General features: G+C 68.7%; 13 protein-coding genes. 9 read left to right on the forward strand and 4 right to left on the reverse strand.

Annotated features, from left to right (window positions below):
• Nucleotides 1-114: 114 nt before the first annotated feature.
• The 3 genes from AC1MLT_RS06370 (at nucleotide 115) to AC1MLT_RS06380 (ending at nucleotide 4,944) form a co-directional block, all read left to right on the forward strand.
• Nucleotides 115-2,037 (forward strand): PrkA family serine protein kinase, encoded by a 1,923-nt coding sequence (locus AC1MLT_RS06370; protein WP_481034466.1) that lies wholly within the window; start codon nucleotides 115-117, stop codon nucleotides 2,035-2,037.
• A gap of 79 nt (nucleotides 2,038-2,116) precedes the next feature.
• On the forward strand, nucleotides 2,117-3,412 hold the full coding sequence (locus AC1MLT_RS06375; protein ID WP_481034467.1) for a YeaH/YhbH family protein: 1,296 nt from the start codon (nucleotides 2,117-2,119) through the stop codon (nucleotides 3,410-3,412).
• On the forward strand, nucleotides 3,409-4,944 hold the full coding sequence (locus tag AC1MLT_RS06380) for a SpoVR family protein (RefSeq protein ID WP_481034468.1): 1,536 nt from the start codon (nucleotides 3,409-3,411) through the stop codon (nucleotides 4,942-4,944). Before AC1MLT_RS06375 ends, AC1MLT_RS06380 begins: the two co-directional genes overlap by 4 nt.
• Before the next feature lie 73 nt (nucleotides 4,945-5,017).
• Here the strand turns inward: AC1MLT_RS06380 and AC1MLT_RS06385 are convergent, their stop codons facing one another.
• On the reverse strand, nucleotides 5,018-5,710 hold the full coding sequence (locus AC1MLT_RS06385) for a DNA-3-methyladenine glycosylase I (RefSeq protein ID WP_481034470.1): 693 nt from the start codon (nucleotides 5,708-5,710) through the stop codon (nucleotides 5,018-5,020).
• Nucleotides 5,707-6,159, reverse strand: coding sequence for a type II 3-dehydroquinate dehydratase (aroQ, locus tag AC1MLT_RS06390; RefSeq protein WP_481034471.1), 453 nt, complete (start codon nucleotides 6,157-6,159; stop codon nucleotides 5,707-5,709). Before aroQ ends, AC1MLT_RS06385 begins: the two co-directional genes overlap by 4 nt.
• A 115-nt stretch (nucleotides 6,160-6,274) precedes the next feature.
• Here aroQ and AC1MLT_RS06395 point away from each other — a divergent pair, with 115 nt between their 5' ends.
• From AC1MLT_RS06395 to AC1MLT_RS06410, 4 genes are read left to right on the forward strand one after another with little or no spacing between them, the layout of a single operon-like run.
• A complete protein-coding gene (locus AC1MLT_RS06395) occupies nucleotides 6,275-7,396 on the forward strand; it encodes an S-(hydroxymethyl)glutathione dehydrogenase/class III alcohol dehydrogenase (RefSeq protein WP_481034473.1) in 1,122 nt (373 codons plus the stop codon).
• Nucleotides 7,389-8,324 (forward strand): alpha/beta fold hydrolase, encoded by a 936-nt coding sequence (locus AC1MLT_RS06400; RefSeq protein WP_481034475.1) that lies wholly within the window; start codon nucleotides 7,389-7,391, stop codon nucleotides 8,322-8,324. The genes AC1MLT_RS06395 and AC1MLT_RS06400 overlap by 8 nt, the downstream gene beginning before the upstream one ends.
• Nucleotides 8,325-8,334: 10 nt before the next feature.
• Nucleotides 8,335-9,204, forward strand: a complete 870-nt coding sequence (gene fghA, locus AC1MLT_RS06405; RefSeq protein WP_481034476.1) for an S-formylglutathione hydrolase — start codon at nucleotides 8,335-8,337, stop codon at nucleotides 9,202-9,204.
• Complete coding sequence (locus AC1MLT_RS06410) at nucleotides 9,201-9,920, forward strand: 3'-5' exonuclease (protein ID WP_481034477.1); 720 nt, start codon at nucleotides 9,201-9,203, stop codon at nucleotides 9,918-9,920. The genes fghA and AC1MLT_RS06410 overlap by 4 nt, the downstream gene beginning before the upstream one ends.
• Here AC1MLT_RS06410 and AC1MLT_RS06415 read toward each other — a convergent pair.
• On the reverse strand, nucleotides 9,917-10,456 hold the full coding sequence (locus tag AC1MLT_RS06415) for a gluconokinase (RefSeq protein WP_481034922.1): 540 nt from the start codon (nucleotides 10,454-10,456) through the stop codon (nucleotides 9,917-9,919). The two genes, AC1MLT_RS06410 and AC1MLT_RS06415, sit on opposite strands and share 4 nt — an antisense overlap.
• A 279-nt stretch (nucleotides 10,457-10,735) precedes the next feature.
• On the opposite strand from AC1MLT_RS06415, the gene AC1MLT_RS06420 reads away from it, so the two are divergent.
• Nucleotides 10,736-11,362 carry a hypothetical protein gene (locus AC1MLT_RS06420; protein ID WP_481034479.1) on the forward strand — a complete coding sequence of 209 codons (627 nt, stop codon included), beginning with the start codon at nucleotides 10,736-10,738 and terminating at the stop codon, nucleotides 11,360-11,362.
• Between the two features lie 30 nt (nucleotides 11,363-11,392).
• On the opposite strand, the gene AC1MLT_RS06425 is transcribed toward AC1MLT_RS06420, so the two are convergent.
• Nucleotides 11,393-12,481 (reverse strand): PA0069 family radical SAM protein, encoded by a 1,089-nt coding sequence (locus tag AC1MLT_RS06425; protein ID WP_481034480.1) that lies wholly within the window; start codon nucleotides 12,479-12,481, stop codon nucleotides 11,393-11,395.
• A gap of 206 nt (nucleotides 12,482-12,687) precedes the next feature.
• On the opposite strand from AC1MLT_RS06425, the gene glgB reads away from it, so the two are divergent.
• Entirely contained in the window at nucleotides 12,688-14,589 is a 1,902-nt protein-coding gene (gene glgB, locus AC1MLT_RS06430) for a 1,4-alpha-glucan branching protein GlgB (RefSeq protein WP_481034481.1), read from the forward strand.
• The last annotated feature ends 246 nt before the right edge of the window (nucleotides 14,590-14,835 follow it).

Here is a 14,835-nt window from a genome sequence, read left to right on the forward strand (position 1 = left end):
TATGCTGAATCTCAGCACAGGCATGCAGTCCTCGCGGAACACCGACTCAGGGTGCGACGGCCCGGCTGCTGCAGATCGGGGCTTTCGCCTCATTGACTCGATGGAGGTATTTCCATGGACGTGATCAGCAACTTTGCCGCCCGTTACGACCGCACGCGAGAAGAGGTCATCTCGCTGCAGGAGTATCTGGATCTCTGCAAGCGCGACCCACTCGCCTACGCCACCGCTGCCGAACGCATGCTCAGGGCCATCGGCGATCCCCAGCTGGTCGACACGCGCAACGACTCCCGCCTCTCACGCATCTTCGCCAACAAGGTGATCAAGCTCTATCCGGCCTTCAAGGAGTTCTATGGCATGGAGGACGCCATCGAACAGGTGGTGTCGTACTTCCGGCATGCCGCGCAGGGGCTGGAGGAGAAGAAGCAGATCCTGTATCTGCTGGGCCCGGTGGGCGGTGGCAAGAGCTCCATCGCCGAGCGCCTCAAGCAGCTGATGGAACACGTGCCCTTCTATGCCATCAAGGGCTCGCCGGTGAACGAGTCGCCGCTCGGCCTGTTCGACCCGGTGGAGGACGGCGAGATCCTGGAGAAGGAATACGGCATCCCGCGCCGCTACCTGCAGCGCATCCTCTCGCCCTGGGCGGTGAAGCGGCTGGAGGAATTCGGTGGCGACATCCGCAAGTTCCAGGTCGTCAAGCGCTATCCGTCGGTGCTGCGCCAGATCGGCGTCGCCAAGACCGAGCCGGGCGACGAGAACAACCAGGACATCTCCTCGCTGGTCGGCAAGATCGACATCCGCAAGCTGGAGACCTATGCGCAGGACGACCCCGACGCCTACTCCTACTCCGGCGGCCTGTGCCTGGCCAACCAGGGCCTGCTCGAGTTCGTCGAGATGTTCAAGGCCCCGATCAAGGTGCTGCACCCGCTGCTGACGGCCACGCAGGAAGGCAACTTCAAGGGCACCGAGGGCTTCGGCGCCATTCCCTTCGACGGCATCGTGCTGGCCCACAGCAACGAGAGCGAATGGAAGGCGTTCCGCAACAACAAGAACAACGAGGCCTTCCTCGACCGCATCTACATCGTCAAGGTGCCCTACAGCCTGCGCGTGTCCGAGGAGATCAAGATCTACGAGAAGCTGGTGCGGACCTCCTCGCTGGCGCAGGCGCCGTGCGCGCCCGGCACGCTGCGCATGATGGCGCAGTTCTCGGTGCTCACGCGGCTCAAGGAACCGGAGAACTCCAGCATCTTCAGCAAGATGCAGGTCTACGACGGCGAGAGCCTGAAGGACACCGATCCCAAGGCCAAGTCGCTGCAGGAGTATCGCGACTACGCGGGCGTCGACGAGGGCATGAGCGGCGTCTCCACGCGCTTCGCCTTCAAGATCATCTCGCGCGTCTTCAACTTCGACAGCTCCGAGATCGCGGCCAATCCGGTGCACCTGATGTATGTGCTGGAGCAGCAGATCGAGCGCGAGCAGTTCCCGGCCGAGACCGAGCAGAAGTACCTCGCCTACATCAAGGAACAGCTCGCCGCGCGCTATGCCGAATTCATCGGCAAGGAGATCCAGACCGCCTATCTCGAGAGCTACAGCGAATACGGCCAGAACATCTTCGACCGCTATGTCACCTATGCCGACTATTGGATCCAGGACCAGGAATACCGCGACGTCGACACCGGCGAAGTGTTCGATCGCGTCTCGCTGAATGCCGAACTCGAGAAGATCGAGAAGCCCGCGGGCATCTCCAATCCCAAGGACTTCCGCAACGAGATCGTGAATTTCGTGCTGCGCGCGCGCGCCGGCAACGCCGGCAGCAATCCGGCCTGGACGAGCTACGAGAAGCTGCGCACGGTGATCGAGAAGAAGATGTTCTCCAACACCGAGGAATTGCTGCCCGTCATCAGCTTCAACACCAAGAGCAGCGCCGACGAGCAGAAGAAGCACCAGGACTTCGTGGCGCGCATGGTCGAGAAGGGCTACACGCCCAAGCAGGTGCGCCTGTTGTGCGAGTGGTACCTGAGGGTGCGCAAGAGTTCGTGATGACGTGAATCCGCCAGGTCGTGGATAGCCTGGATGTCATAGATGGCGAAGATGCGCTTCGGCGCGGAGGTCCGGCAACGTGGCAATGCTTCAACAGATCATCGATCGGCGCCTGTCGGGCAAGAACAAGTCCATCGGCAACCGTGAACGCTTCCTGCGGCGCTACCGAGGACAGATCCGCGACGCCGTGAGGAAGGCGGTCAGCGGTCGCGGCATCCGCGACCTCGAACGCAGCGAGGACATCACGCTGCCCCGGCGCGACGTCTCCGAGCCGGTCTTCGGCCACGGGCCGGGTGGCAACCGCGAGTACGTGCATCCCGGCAACCAGGAATACCTCAAGGGCGACCGGATCGCCCGGCCGCCCGGGGGTGGCTCGGGCAAGGGCAAGGGCAGCGGCGAGGCCGGCGACAGCGGCGAGGGCGACGACGATTTCGTCTTCACGCTCACCCGTGAGGAATTCATGCAGGTCTTCTTCGAGGACCTCGCCCTGCCCCACCTGGTGCGCACGCAGCTGGCCGAGGTGCCGGAGTGGAAGAGCCATCGCGCCGGCTTCAAGAGCGATGGCAATCCGAGCAGCCTGCATGTCGTGCGCTCCATGCGCGGCGCGCTGGCCCGGCGCATCGCGCTGGGTGGCGAGGGCCGCATCGCCCTGCATCGCCTGGAGGCCGAGCTGCTGCGGCTGGAACTCGAGCCCGGCGCCGACGAGCCGCCGGCGTCCGAGCGCATCGCCGCGCTCAAGGCCGAGATCGCCGAGGTGCGCCGCACCGCAAAGCACGTGCCCTACATCGATCCGATCGACCTGCGCTTCCGCAACCGCGTGCGCGTGCCGGTGCCCAGCGCGAAGGCGGTGATGTTCTGCCTGATGGATGTCTCGGGGTCCATGGACGAGTCCCGCAAGGACATGTCCAAACGCTTCTTCATGCTGCTCTACCTGTTCCTCACGCGGCACTACGAGAAGATCGAGCTGGTGTTCATCCGCCATCACACGCAGGCCCAGGAAGTGAGCGAGGAGGAGTTCTTCCGCGCCACCGAGACCGGCGGCACGGTGGTCTCCAGCGCGCTGGTGCTGATGGAGGAGATCGTGCGCGCGCGCTATCCGAGCGGCGAATGGAACATCTACGGCGCCCAGGCCAGCGACGGCGACAACTGGCACCAGGACAGCGGCCGCTGCCGCAAGATGCTCGACGAGGCGATCCTGCCGCTGGTGCGCTACTACGCCTATGTGCAGGTCGCCGATGCCGAGCAGAACCTGTGGCAGGAATACGCCCAGCTCGCCGCCATCAAGACCAACTTCGCGATGCGCAAGGTCGCGAGCGCGCAGGACATCTATCCGGTGTTCCGCGATCTCTTCAAGAAGGAAGGAGCGCACGCATGACGACCGACCTGCTTTCCCCGCCGCGCGCGGAGCGGCTGCCCAGCCCGTCGGACTGGACCTTCGACCTGATCGAGACCTACCACCGCGAGATCCGGCGCACCGCCGAGTCGTTCGGGCTCGACACCTATCCGATCCAGCTGGAGGTCATCACCTCCGAGCAGATGATGGATGCCTATGCCAGCGTGGGCATGCCGGTGATCTACCGGCACTGGTCCTATGGCAAGCAGTTCATCGCCACGGAGAAGAACTACAAGCGCGGCCACATGGGCCTGGCCTACGAGATCGTCATCAATTCCGACCCCTGCATCGCCTACCTCATGGAGGAGAACACGATGGCGATGCAGGCGCTGGTGATCGCCCACGCGGCCTATGGCCACAACAGCTTCTTCAAGGGCAACTACCTGTTTCGCATGTGGACCGACGCCTCCTCGATCGTCGACTACCTGGTCTATGCGCGCAACTACGTGAGCGAGTGCGAGCAGCGCCACGGGCTCGACGCGGTCGAGGAACTGCTCGACTCCTGCCACGCGCTCATGAACTATGGCGTCGACCGCTACCGCCGGCCGCAGAAGCGCTCGCTGGCCCAGGAGGTGAGCCAGCGCGCCGAGCGCGAGCACCACCTGCAGCAGCAGGTCAACGATCTCTGGCGCACCCTGCCCCGGCGCGTCGAGGCGACCGCCGGCGTCGATGCCCTGCGCCGCTTTCCGGCCGAGCCGCAGGAGAACCTGCTCTATTTCATCGAGAAGAACGCCGCGCTGCTCGAACCCTGGCAGCGCGAGATCGTGCGCATCGTGCGCAAGGTCGCGCAGTACTTCTATCCGCAGCGCCAGACGCAGGTCATGAACGAGGGCTGGGCGACGTTCTGGCACTACACGTTGCTCAACACCATGTACGACCGGGGCCTGCTGGCCGACGGCTTCATGATGGAGTGGCTGTCCTCGCACACCAGCGTGGTCTACCAGCCGCCGGTGGGCCATCGCGCCTACAGCGGCATCAACCCGTACGCGCTGGGCTTCGCGATGTTCTCCGACCTGCGCCGCATCTGCGAGAAGCCGACCGAGGAGGACCGCCGCTGGTTCCCGGACTATGCCGGCAGCGACTGGCTCACCACGCTCGACCACGCGATGCGCAACTTCAAGGACGAGAGCTTCGTCGGCCAGTTCCTCAGCCCCAAGACGATGCGCGACTTCCGCCTCTTCGCGGTGCGCGACCATGCAGACCAACCCGAATTGGTGATCTCGGCCATCCACGACGATGGCGGCTACCAGGCCTTGCGCGAGTCGCTCTCGCGCCAGTACGACATCGGCAGCCGCGAGCCCGACATCCAGGTCTGGAACGTCAACCTGCGCGGCGACCGCGCGCTCACGCTGCGCCACGTCCAGCGCAACGGCCAGCCGCTGCACGAGGGCACGCACGAGGTGCTCAAGCACGTCGCTCGGCTGTGGGGCTTCGACGTCCGCCTGGAGAACGTCGACATGCTGGGCCGCGTGACCCTGCGGGACACGGCGCCCGGTCCCAAGCACCACTTCTGACCCGGCGGCGGAAGGCCCGGGCGCCGGTGCTCGATGCCCGGCCAGCCGGCCGGCCGGCACGGGCCCGGATGGCTCAGGCGGGCCTGGGCGGTCGCAGCGCCCGGCGCGCCGCCAGCGCGCGCTCGCGCGCGGCGCAGCCCTCGACATGGTCGTTCACCAGTCCCATCGCCTGCATGAAGGCATACATCGTGGTCGGCCCGACGAAGCTCCAGCCGCGCCGTTTCAGGTCCTTCGACAGCGCGATCGAGGCGGCCGACGTCGTGAGCGTCGCGAGCACCTCGGCCGTGACGCGCGCCGGCCGCGCCGCCGCGTCGGGTTCGGCGCGCCAGGCATAGGCGGCGAGCGAGCCGAACTCGGCGCGCAGCGCGATCACGCGGCGGGCATTGTTGAGGGTCGACTCGATCTTGCCGCGATGCCGCACGATGCCCGGGTCGGCCAGCAGCCGGTCGACATCGGCGGCGTCGAAGCGCGCGATGGCCTCGGCATCGAAATCGGCGAAGGCGCGGCGGAAGTTCTCGCGCTTGTTGAGGATGGTCAGCCAGCTGAGGCCGGCCTGGAAGCCCTCCAGGCAGATCTTCTCGAACAGGCGGCGGTCGTCGGTCACCGGGAAGCCCCACTCGTGGTCGTGGTAGTGCCGGTAGGCCGGCGTGGCCCGACACCAGCGGCAGCGCGCCAGGCCGTCCTCGGCGACGAACAGCCCCGTGGCGGCGCCGGCATCGGCATCGACGGCCGCGACCGTGGGCGATGGCGACGCGCCGGTCGTCATTGCTCGTCGAGGCGCGCCAGGGCGTCGATGGCCAGCGCGTAGCCCTTGACGCCGAAGCCGACGATGATGCCGCGCGCCACCGGCGAGATGTAGGAGTGGTGGCGGAAGGCCTCGCGGGCGTGGACGTTGGAGATGTGCAGCTCGATCACCGGCAGGCTCGCGCCCTTGATGGCGTCGTGCAGCGCGACCGAGGTGTGGGTGTAGGCGCCGGCGTTGAACACCACGCCCAGCAGGCGGCCGGCGGCGACCTCGCGACCGGACTCGTGGATCCAGTCGATCAGCACGCCTTCGTGGTTGGACTGGCGGCACTCGATCCCGATGCCGAGCCGGCCGCCGGCCGCCGCGCACAGGCGCTCGACGTCGGCCAGGGTCTCGTGCCCGTACTGGGCCGGTTCGCGCGTGCCGAGCAGGTTGAGGTTGGGGCCGTTGAGGACCAGGATCTTCTTCATGGGCAGTCTCCGCGTGCGGCAACAAAGGGGCGGCCATTATGTCGGCGCTCGAACCGTTTTAAGCTCTGCGATCCGCAGCGCCCGCCGCCGCCCATTTCCTCGAAGGAACCCGCCCATGAAAACCAAAGCCGCCGTCGCCTGGCAATCCGGCCAGCCCCTGACCATCGAGACCGTCGACCTCGAAGGACCGAAATTCGGCGAGGTGCTCGTCGAGATCAAGGCCACCGGCATCTGCCACACCGACTACTACACCCTCTCGGGCGCCGATCCCGAGGGCATCTTCCCGGCCATCCTGGGCCACGAGGGCGCGGGCATCGTGGTCGACGTCGGCCCCGGCGTCACCTCGCTCAGGAAGGGCGACCACGTCATCCCGCTCTACACGCCCGAATGCCGCCAGTGCAAGTTCTGCCTGTCGCGCAAGACCAACCTGTGCCAGCTCATCCGCGGCACCCAGGGCAAGGGCCTGATGCCCGACGCCACCAGCCGCTTCAGTCTCGACGGCAAGCCCATCTTCCACTACATGGGCACCAGCACCTTCAGCAACTACACGGTCGCGCCGGAGATCTCGCTGGCCAAGATCCGCGAGGACGCGCCCTTCGACAAGGTCTGCTACATCGGCTGCGGCGTGACCACCGGCATCGGCGCGGTGATCTTCACGGCCAAGGTCGAGGCCGGCGCCAACGTGGTGGTGTTCGGCCTCGGCGGCATCGGCCTGAACGTCATCCAGGGCGCGAAGATGGTGGGCGCCGACAAGATCATCGGCATCGACCTCAACCCCGAGCGCGAGGCGATGGCGCGCAAGTTCGGCATGACGCACTTCCTCAACCCGAAGGACATCGAGGCCGCCGGCGGCAACATCGTCGACGCCATCGTGCAGCTCACCGATGGCGGCGCCGACTACAGCTTCGAGTGCATCGGCAACACCCAGGTCATGCGCCAGGCGCTCGAATGCACGCACAAGGGCTGGGGCCGCAGCATCATCATCGGCGTGGCGGAAGCCGGCGCCGAGATCAGCACGCGGCCGTTCCAGCTCGTCACCGGGCGCCACTGGGAGGGCTCGGCCTTCGGCGGCGCGCGCGGGCGCACCGACGTGCCCAGGATCGTCGACTGGTACATGGAGGGCAAGATCAACATCGACGACCTGATCACCCACACCATGCCGCTCGAGGACATCAACAAGGGCTTCGACCTCATGAAGCGCGGCGAGTCGATCCGCGGCGTGGTGCTCTATGACTGATGCCGAGGCGGCGCTCGGCGCCCTGCGCCGCGTGGGCGCCGGAGCGCTCAATGTCGCCTTCCACGAGAGCGGTCCGGCCGACGGCACGCCGGTGCTGCTGATGCACGGCTTCCCGTACGACGTGCATGCCTATGCCGAGGTCGCGCCCCTGCTGGCCGGGCGCGGCTGCCGCGTCATCGTGCCCTACCTGCGCGGCTATGGCGCGACCTCCTTCGCCGACGACGCCACGCCGCGCTCGGGCGAGCAGGCCGCGCTCGGCGCCGACCTGCTGGCGCTGCTCGACGCCCTGGGCATCGAGCGCGCCGTGCTGGCCGGCCACGACTGGGGCGGCCGCGCCGCCTGCGTCGTCGCCGCGCTGTGGCCCGAGCGCTGCATCGGCCTGGTCTCGTGCAATGGCTACAACGTCCAGCACATCGCCGCCGCCGCGGAGCCGGCCGCGCCGGAGAACGAGCATCGCCACTGGTACCAGTACTACTTCCACGGCGAACGCGGTCGCGCCGGCCTGGCGCAGGATCGCGAGGGCCTGTGCCGGCTGCTCTGGCGGCTGTGGTCGCCGACCTGGGAGTTCGACGACGCCACCTACGCGCGCAGCGCCGCCGCCTTCGACAATCCGGACTTCGTCGATGTGGTGATCCACTCCTACCGCCATCGCCATGGCCTGGTGGCGGGCGATCCGGCCCTGGCCGACATCGAGGCCCGGCTGGCCGCCCAGCCCGACATCGCCGTGCCCGCCATCACGCTCGACGGCGCCGACGATGGCGTGATGCCGGTCGGCGGCACGGCCAGCCACGCGCACCATTTCACCGGCCACCTGGAGCATCGCGTCGTGCCCGGCGCCGGCCACGCCCTGCCGCAGGAGAAGCCGCAGGCCTTCGCCGATGCCGTCCTCGACGTCATCGCGCCCACACCGCTCTCGACCGCTCCCTGAACCACCCGCCATGACCGATGCCCTCAAGACCCTGTCCGAGCACCGCTGCTTCGACGGCACGCAGCGCTTCTGCGAACACGATTCGCGCGCGACCGGCCGCCCGATGCGCTTCTCGGTCTACCTGCCACCCGGCGCCACGCCCGAGCGGCCGGTGCCCGCGCTGGTCTACCTCGCCGGCCTGACCTGCAACGAGGAGACCTTCCCGACCAAGGCCGGCGCCCAGCGCCGGGCGGCGGAGCTCGGCCTGGCATTGGTCGCGCCGGACACCAGCCCGCGCGGCGCGAACGTGCCCGGCGAGGCCGACAGCTGGGACTTCGGCGTCGGCGCCGGCTTCTACCTCGATGCCACCGAGGCGCCCTGGGCCGCGAACTGGCGCATGGAGAGCTACCTGATCGACGAACTGCTGCCCCTGCTGGCCGGCGCGCTGCCGATCGACGTCTCGCGCCTGGGCCTCTTCGGCCATTCGATGGGCGGCCATGGCGCCCTCACGCTGGCGCTGCGGCATCCGGGCGTCTTCCGCTCGCTCTCGGCGCTGGCGCCGATCTGCGCGCCGATGCGCTGCCCGTGGGGCGAGAAGGCCTTCACCGGCTACCTGGGCGCCGACCGCACGCGCTGGGGCGAGCACGACGCCACCGTGCTGATGGAGAACCAGCCGATGCCACCCTACCCCGGCGGCATCCTGGTCGACCAGGGCCTGGACGACAAATTCCTGGCCGCCGGCCAGCTGCGCCCGGAGCTGCTGGAGGCCGCCTGCGCCGCCATCGGCCAGCCGCTGACCCTGCGCCGCCACGCGGGCTACGACCACGGCTACTACTTCGTGCAGAGCGTCGTCGCCGACCATCTCGCGCATCACGCGCGCCAGTTGGGCGGGGCGGCATGAACCATCGCGACGACAGAGACAACGACGACTCCAGCGACCACCGCGGCGGCCACGCGGCCGCCCCGGCGCGCCCCCGCCCGCCGGCGCCGCCGGCCCGGCCGCAGGTCCCCACGCGCGAGGAGATCGCGCTGCTCGACGTCTTCGAGGGCCTGGGCCCGCGCGACATCATGGTGGTGGCGACGGCGCAGCAGGCCGCCGAGGCATTGGCGGCGCTCGGCGCGCTGCGGGTGGTCGGCTTCGACACCGAATCGAAGCCGACCTTCCTGAAGAACGAGGTCTCCAGCGGACCGCACGTGGTGCAGTTCGCCGCGCTCGACCGCGCCTGGGTGTTCCAGCTGCACGACCCCGACTGCCGCGCCGCCGCCGCGCACCTGATCGCCTCGTCCGCGCTGACCAAGGTCGGCTTCGGCCTGGCCGGCGACCGCACGCAGATCCGCCACACGCTGGGCATCGAGCCGCAGGCGGTGGTCGACCTCGACACCGTGTTCAAGCGGCGCGGCTATCGCAACTCGGTCGGCGTCAAGGGCGCCGTGGCGATGGTCTTCCGGCAGCGCTTCCTGAAGTCGCGCAAGCAGACGACCTCCAACTGGGCCGCCCGGCACCTGTCCGAGGGCCAGGTCTGCTATGCCGCCAACGATGCCTATGCCGCGCTGCGCGTGAGCGAGGCGATGGGGCTGGACGCGCCCTCGCTGACGCCGTTGCCGCTGTCGGTCTAGCGTTCCGGGTTCTCCGGACGCATCCCGGCTCCGGTTTCCGGTGGCGTCCCTTCCCGAAGGGCCGACGTCTCCAGCCACCGCGCCACCGCTTCCACCGATTGCTGCGTCGGCGCCGTCGCCGGCACGTCGATCACGCCCGGCTCGCCGATGGGCGACTCCAGCGCGGCGAACTGGCTGGCCACCAGGCTGGCCGGGAAGATGTGGTGCGAGGCGCGTGCCGCGACGCGGCGCTCGGCCTCGTCGCGCTCCAGCACCAGGAAGACGAAGCGCAGTCCCGGCGCCGCCGCGCGCAGGCGCTCTCGGTAGTCGCGCTTGAGGGCGGAACAGGTGAGCACCGCGCCATCGCCGGCATCGGCCAGCGCGCGGCCCAGGGTGTCGAGCCAGCCGGCGCGGTCGGCATCGGTCAGCGGGGTGCCGGCGCGCATCTTCTCGACGTTGGCCGGCGGATGGAAATCGTCGCCTTCGATCAGCCGCAGGCCCAGGTGCTCGGCCAGCGCCTGGCCGAGGGTGGACTTGCCGCAGCCCGAGACGCCCATGACGACGAGCCGGCAGGGCTGGGAAGCGGTGGAGGCGGTGGAGGCGGTGGAGGCGGTTGACGCGGAAGTGGCGGGGGACGTGGCGTGGTGGGGCATGGGGTGGCGGGCGTCGGTGGCGGGTGGTATCGGATGGCGGCTGACTCGTGAGACCGTCTTTGTACTGCGTCGGGAAGCGATGGCGTGGCCGATTTTCCGCAGGTGATGGACGACGGACAAGCCCGCTGCCTCCCGGCGACCGCGCCCGCCGTCGAGTCCCAACCCTCCACAGGTGCCACCGCCATGAAGAATCCGCTCTCCCTCCTCCGTCCGGCCGCCCTCGCCCTGGCCGCCACCCTGCTCGTCGCCTGCGCCTCCACGCCCCGCCCGGAGGCGCAATGGGTCGATCCCGCGCTGGGCGCGCAATCCCGCCTGCTCCAGGGCCAGAAGGTGCTGGTGGCCTGCGACGCCTACGACGCGGCGGTGCGGCAGATCTGCCAGGACGCCCTGTTCCGCGAGGTGCTGGCCAAGGGCGCGCAGCCGGTCGTGCTGCCCGCCGGCGCCACCTTCATGACCGATCGCGAGCTCGACGGCCAGCTGGTCGGCAGCGCCGCCGGCCTGGGCGCCCGGGCGGTGATCGTGCTGGCGCTGACGCCGGCCACCGCCAGCGCCGGCTCGGGCGTGTCGCTGGGCATCGGCGGCTTCAGCTTCGGCCGTGGCGGTGGTGGCGGCATCGGACTGGGCGTGCCGATCGGTGGCTCGCAGGTCAGCACCGGCTTCTCGGCCAACGGCCGCGTCACCGACGCGCGCACCGGACGGCTGGTCTGGACCACCAGCTTCGTGGCCGCGCCCTCGCAGGACCTGCGCGCGCAGTCCGGCGCATTGGCGAAATCGGTGATCGACGCGGCGCAGGCGGCCGGGCTGTTCTGACGCACCGGCCCGGCGCGGCCTCCGGCCGCCTCAGAACAGCTTGCCCTGCCCTGCCACCCCCGGCGGCCGGAAGGCCGCCAGGTCCGGCACCAGGCGCTCGCGGTCGAAGCCGATGCGCCGCGTCGCCTTCTCGAAGCGCTGGCGGATCAGGTCGGCCCACACCCCGCTGCCCTTCATGCGGGTGGCGAAGTCGGCGTCGTAGTCCTTGCCGCCGCGCATGTCCTGGATGCGCGCCATCACGCGCTCGGCGCGCTGCGGATGGTGCAGCTCCAGCCATTGCCGGAACAGCGGCGCCACCTCCCATGGCAGGCGCAGCACGGTGTAGAAGGCGCTGCGCGCGCCGGCGTCCCAGGCGGCTTCGAGCACCTGCTCCATGTCCTCGGTCACGAACGGGATCTGCGGCGCCACGCTGACGCCCACCGGCACGCCGGCCTCGGCCAGGGCGCGGATGGTGCGCAGGCGGCGATGCGGCGCCGCCGCGCGGGGCTCCAGCGAGCGCGACAGGCGGGCATCGAGCGTGGTGACGGTGACATAGACGGCGGCCAGCCGCTTGGCCGCCATCGGCGCCAGGATGTCGAGGTCGCGCTCGACCGCGCTCGACTTGGTGACGATGCCGAATGGATGGCGCGCCTCCTCCAGCACCTCGAGGATGGCGCGCGTGAGCCGCAGCTCGCGCTCGATCGGCTGGTAGCAGTCGGTGGCGGTGCCGATGGCGATCTGGCTCGGCCGGTAGCCCTTGCGGCCGAGTTCGGCGCGCAGCACGTCGGCGATGTTGCGCTTGGCGATCAACCGGGTCTCGAAGTCCAGGCCCGGCGACAGGCCGAGGTAGCTGTGCGTCGGCCGGGCGAAGCAGTAGATGCAGCCATGCTCGCAACCGCGATAGGGATTGAGCGAGCAGTCGAAGGGGATGTCGGGCGAATCGTTGCGGCCGAGCGCCGATCTGGCGTCCTCGAAGCGCACCTCGGTCGCCGGCGGTGGCGGGGCGTCGGTCACGCCCTCCTCCAGCGTGCCCCACCCATCGTCGAAGGCGGCGCGCTCGTCGCGCTCGAAGCGATGCGCCAGGCGGGTCGCGGCGCCGCGGCCCTTGAGCGCTTGCACGGGAATGAAGGTGTCGGCCATGGAACTGTGGTTATACACAGTATTTGACTCATTCATGAGGCATATGGTCCTGGCGACAGCCATTCGGGACATGCAGAAGTCAGACGATCGACTTCGTCCGACACGCCAAAGCGCACGCATTCACCGAAGCGATTACACGCATGCGTTCCAATGGTCTGGAAAAGAAGCTGCCGGAATGGTCCGGCACGGATCGAGGAAACCCACCCGTGCACAACGAACAATCGCGCCTGAGCGAGCAGGACGTCTGGCTATTTCGCGAGGGTCGGCATGCCCGGCTCCATGAATCCATGGGCTGCCAGCTGCACGAGGGAGGCGGCGCCTCCTTCGCCGTCTGGGCTCCCAATGCCTGGGCCGTCTCGGTGATCGCCGACTGGAACCACTGGGACGACCAGGCCACGCGCCTGACGCTGCGCGAGGACGGCAGCGGCATCTGGGAGGGCCATGTGCCCGAGGCCACGCATGGCGCGGTCTACAAGTACCGGATCTTCTCGACCCAGAACGGCTACGTGGTCGACAAGGCCGATCCCTTCGCCTTCTATGCCGAGCCGGCGCCCGCCACGGGCTCGCGCGTCTGGTCGCTCGAGCACGAGTGGAACGACGCCGAATGGATGGCCGGACGCGGCCCGAAGAACGCGCTCGACGCGCCGATGTCGATCTACGAGCTGCATGCCGGTTCGTGGCAGCGACAGGACGGCCAGATGCTCGGCTGGGCCGAACTGGGCGAGCGCCTGGCCGACTACGTGGTCGAGATGGGCTTCACGCACGTCGAGCTGATGCCGGTGACCGAGCATCCGTTCTATGGCTCGTGGGGCTACCAGACCACCGGCTATTTCGCGCCGACCTCGCGCTATGGCACGCCGCAGGACTTCATGGCCTTCGTCGACCACATGCACCAGCGCGGCATCGGCGTGCTGCTCGACTGGGTGCCCTCGCATTTCCCGACCGACCAGCACGGCCTGGGCTACTTCGACGGCACGCACCTGTTCGAGCATGCCGATCCGCGCCAGGGCTTCCACCCGGAATGGAGCTCGAGCATCTTCAACTACGGCCGCAACGAGGTCCGCAGCTTCCTGATCTCGTCGGGCCTGTTCTGGCTGGAGAAATACCACCTCGACGGCCTGCGCGTCGATGCCGTCGCCTCCATGCTCTACCTCGACTACGCGCGCAAGCATGGCGAGTGGATCCCCAACAAGTACGGCGGCCGCGAGAACCTGGAGGCCATCGAGTTCCTGCAGGACCTCAACCGCGCGATCTATCGCGAGCATCCCGACACCGTCTCCATCGCCGAGGAATCGACCGCCTGGCCGATGGTCTCGCGCCCGACCGAGATGGGCGGGCTGGGCTTCGGCATGAAGTGGAACATGGGCTGGATGCACGACACGCTCAAGTACTTCTCGCGCGATCCGATGTTCCGCCGCCATCACCAGGGACAACTCACCTTCTCGATGGTCTATGCCTTCGACGAGAACTTCGTGCTGCCGCTCTCGCACGACGAGGTGGTGCATGGCAAGGGCTCGCTGATCAACAAGATGCCGGGCGATGCCTGGCAGCAGTTCGCCAACCTGCGCGCGCTGTTCGGCCTGATGTGGGGCCACCCCGGCAAGAAACTGCTGTTCATGGGTGGCGAGTTCGGCCAGCGACGCGAATGGACGCACGATGGCGAGCTCGAGTGGTGGGCCACCGGCGATGCCAAGCACGCCGGCCTGCAGCGCTTCGTGCGCGACCTCAACCGGCTCTACCGCGAGGTCCCGGCCCTGCACCAGGTCGATTTCTCGGCCGAGGGTTTCGAGTGGATCAGCGCCGACGACAGCGAGCACAGCGTGATCGCCTTCCTGCGCAAGCCCCGCGCCGGCGAAGGCGGCGCGCCGGCCCTGGTGGTCTGCAACCTGACGCCATTGCCGCGCGTCAACTACGTCCTGGGCGTGCCGCAGGGCGGCGTCTGGGCCGAACGGCTCAACAGCGACGCCACCGTCTATGGCGGCGCCGGCTGGGGCAACCTGGGCGACGTCACGGCGGCGCCGCTGCCCGCGCACGGCCGGCCCTGCTCGCTGACGCTGACCCTGCCGCCGCTGTCGACCCTGATCCTCACCCCCGCCCAGTTCATCTGACGCACGACGACGCCATGTCCAAATCCGAATCCGCAAAGCCGGCGAAAGCCTCGAAGTCCGCCAAAGCAGCCAAGGACGCGACCAGCACCGCGCCGCCGGCCGCGAAGAAGTCCGCCAAGCGCGCCGCCGTCGTCGAGACGGCGGCGACGCCGCCGGTGCAGTCCAAGCTGATCGACGACACCGCGCACGCGCCGCTGTCCACGGCGCCGAAGGCCGCCGCCAAGACACCGCGCCCGTCGCGCGCCA

The sequence above is a fragment of the Variovorax sp. PEI5 genome, from assembly GCF_056679935.1.

What these genes read in the sequence shown, in the direction of transcription:
- AC1MLT_RS06370 (WP_481034466.1), top strand. Translation starts at nt 115, where the DNA reads ATGGACGTGATCAGCAACTTTGCCGCCCGTTACGACCGCACGCGAGAA.
- AC1MLT_RS06380 (WP_481034468.1), top strand. Translation starts at nt 3,409, where the DNA reads ATGACGACCGACCTGCTTTCCCCGCCGCGCGCGGAGCGGCTGCCCAGC.
- AC1MLT_RS06385 (WP_481034470.1), bottom strand. Translation starts at nt 5,710, where the DNA reads ATGACGACCGGCGCGTCGCCATCGCCCACGGTCGCGGCCGTCGATGCC.
- aroQ (WP_481034471.1), bottom strand. Translation starts at nt 6,159, where the DNA reads ATGAAGAAGATCCTGGTCCTCAACGGCCCCAACCTCAACCTGCTCGGC.
- AC1MLT_RS06395 (WP_481034473.1), top strand. Translation starts at nt 6,275, where the DNA reads ATGAAAACCAAAGCCGCCGTCGCCTGGCAATCCGGCCAGCCCCTGACC.
- AC1MLT_RS06400 (WP_481034475.1), top strand. Translation starts at nt 7,389, where the DNA reads ATGACTGATGCCGAGGCGGCGCTCGGCGCCCTGCGCCGCGTGGGCGCC.
- fghA (WP_481034476.1), top strand. Translation starts at nt 8,335, where the DNA reads ATGACCGATGCCCTCAAGACCCTGTCCGAGCACCGCTGCTTCGACGGC.
- AC1MLT_RS06410 (WP_481034477.1), top strand. Translation starts at nt 9,201, where the DNA reads ATGAACCATCGCGACGACAGAGACAACGACGACTCCAGCGACCACCGC.
- AC1MLT_RS06415 (WP_481034922.1), bottom strand. Translation starts at nt 10,456, where the DNA reads ATGGGCGTCTCGGGCTGCGGCAAGTCCACCCTCGGCCAGGCGCTGGCC.
- AC1MLT_RS06420 (WP_481034479.1), top strand. Translation starts at nt 10,736, where the DNA reads ATGAAGAATCCGCTCTCCCTCCTCCGTCCGGCCGCCCTCGCCCTGGCC.
- AC1MLT_RS06425 (WP_481034480.1), bottom strand. Translation starts at nt 12,481, where the DNA reads ATGGCCGACACCTTCATTCCCGTGCAAGCGCTCAAGGGCCGCGGCGCC.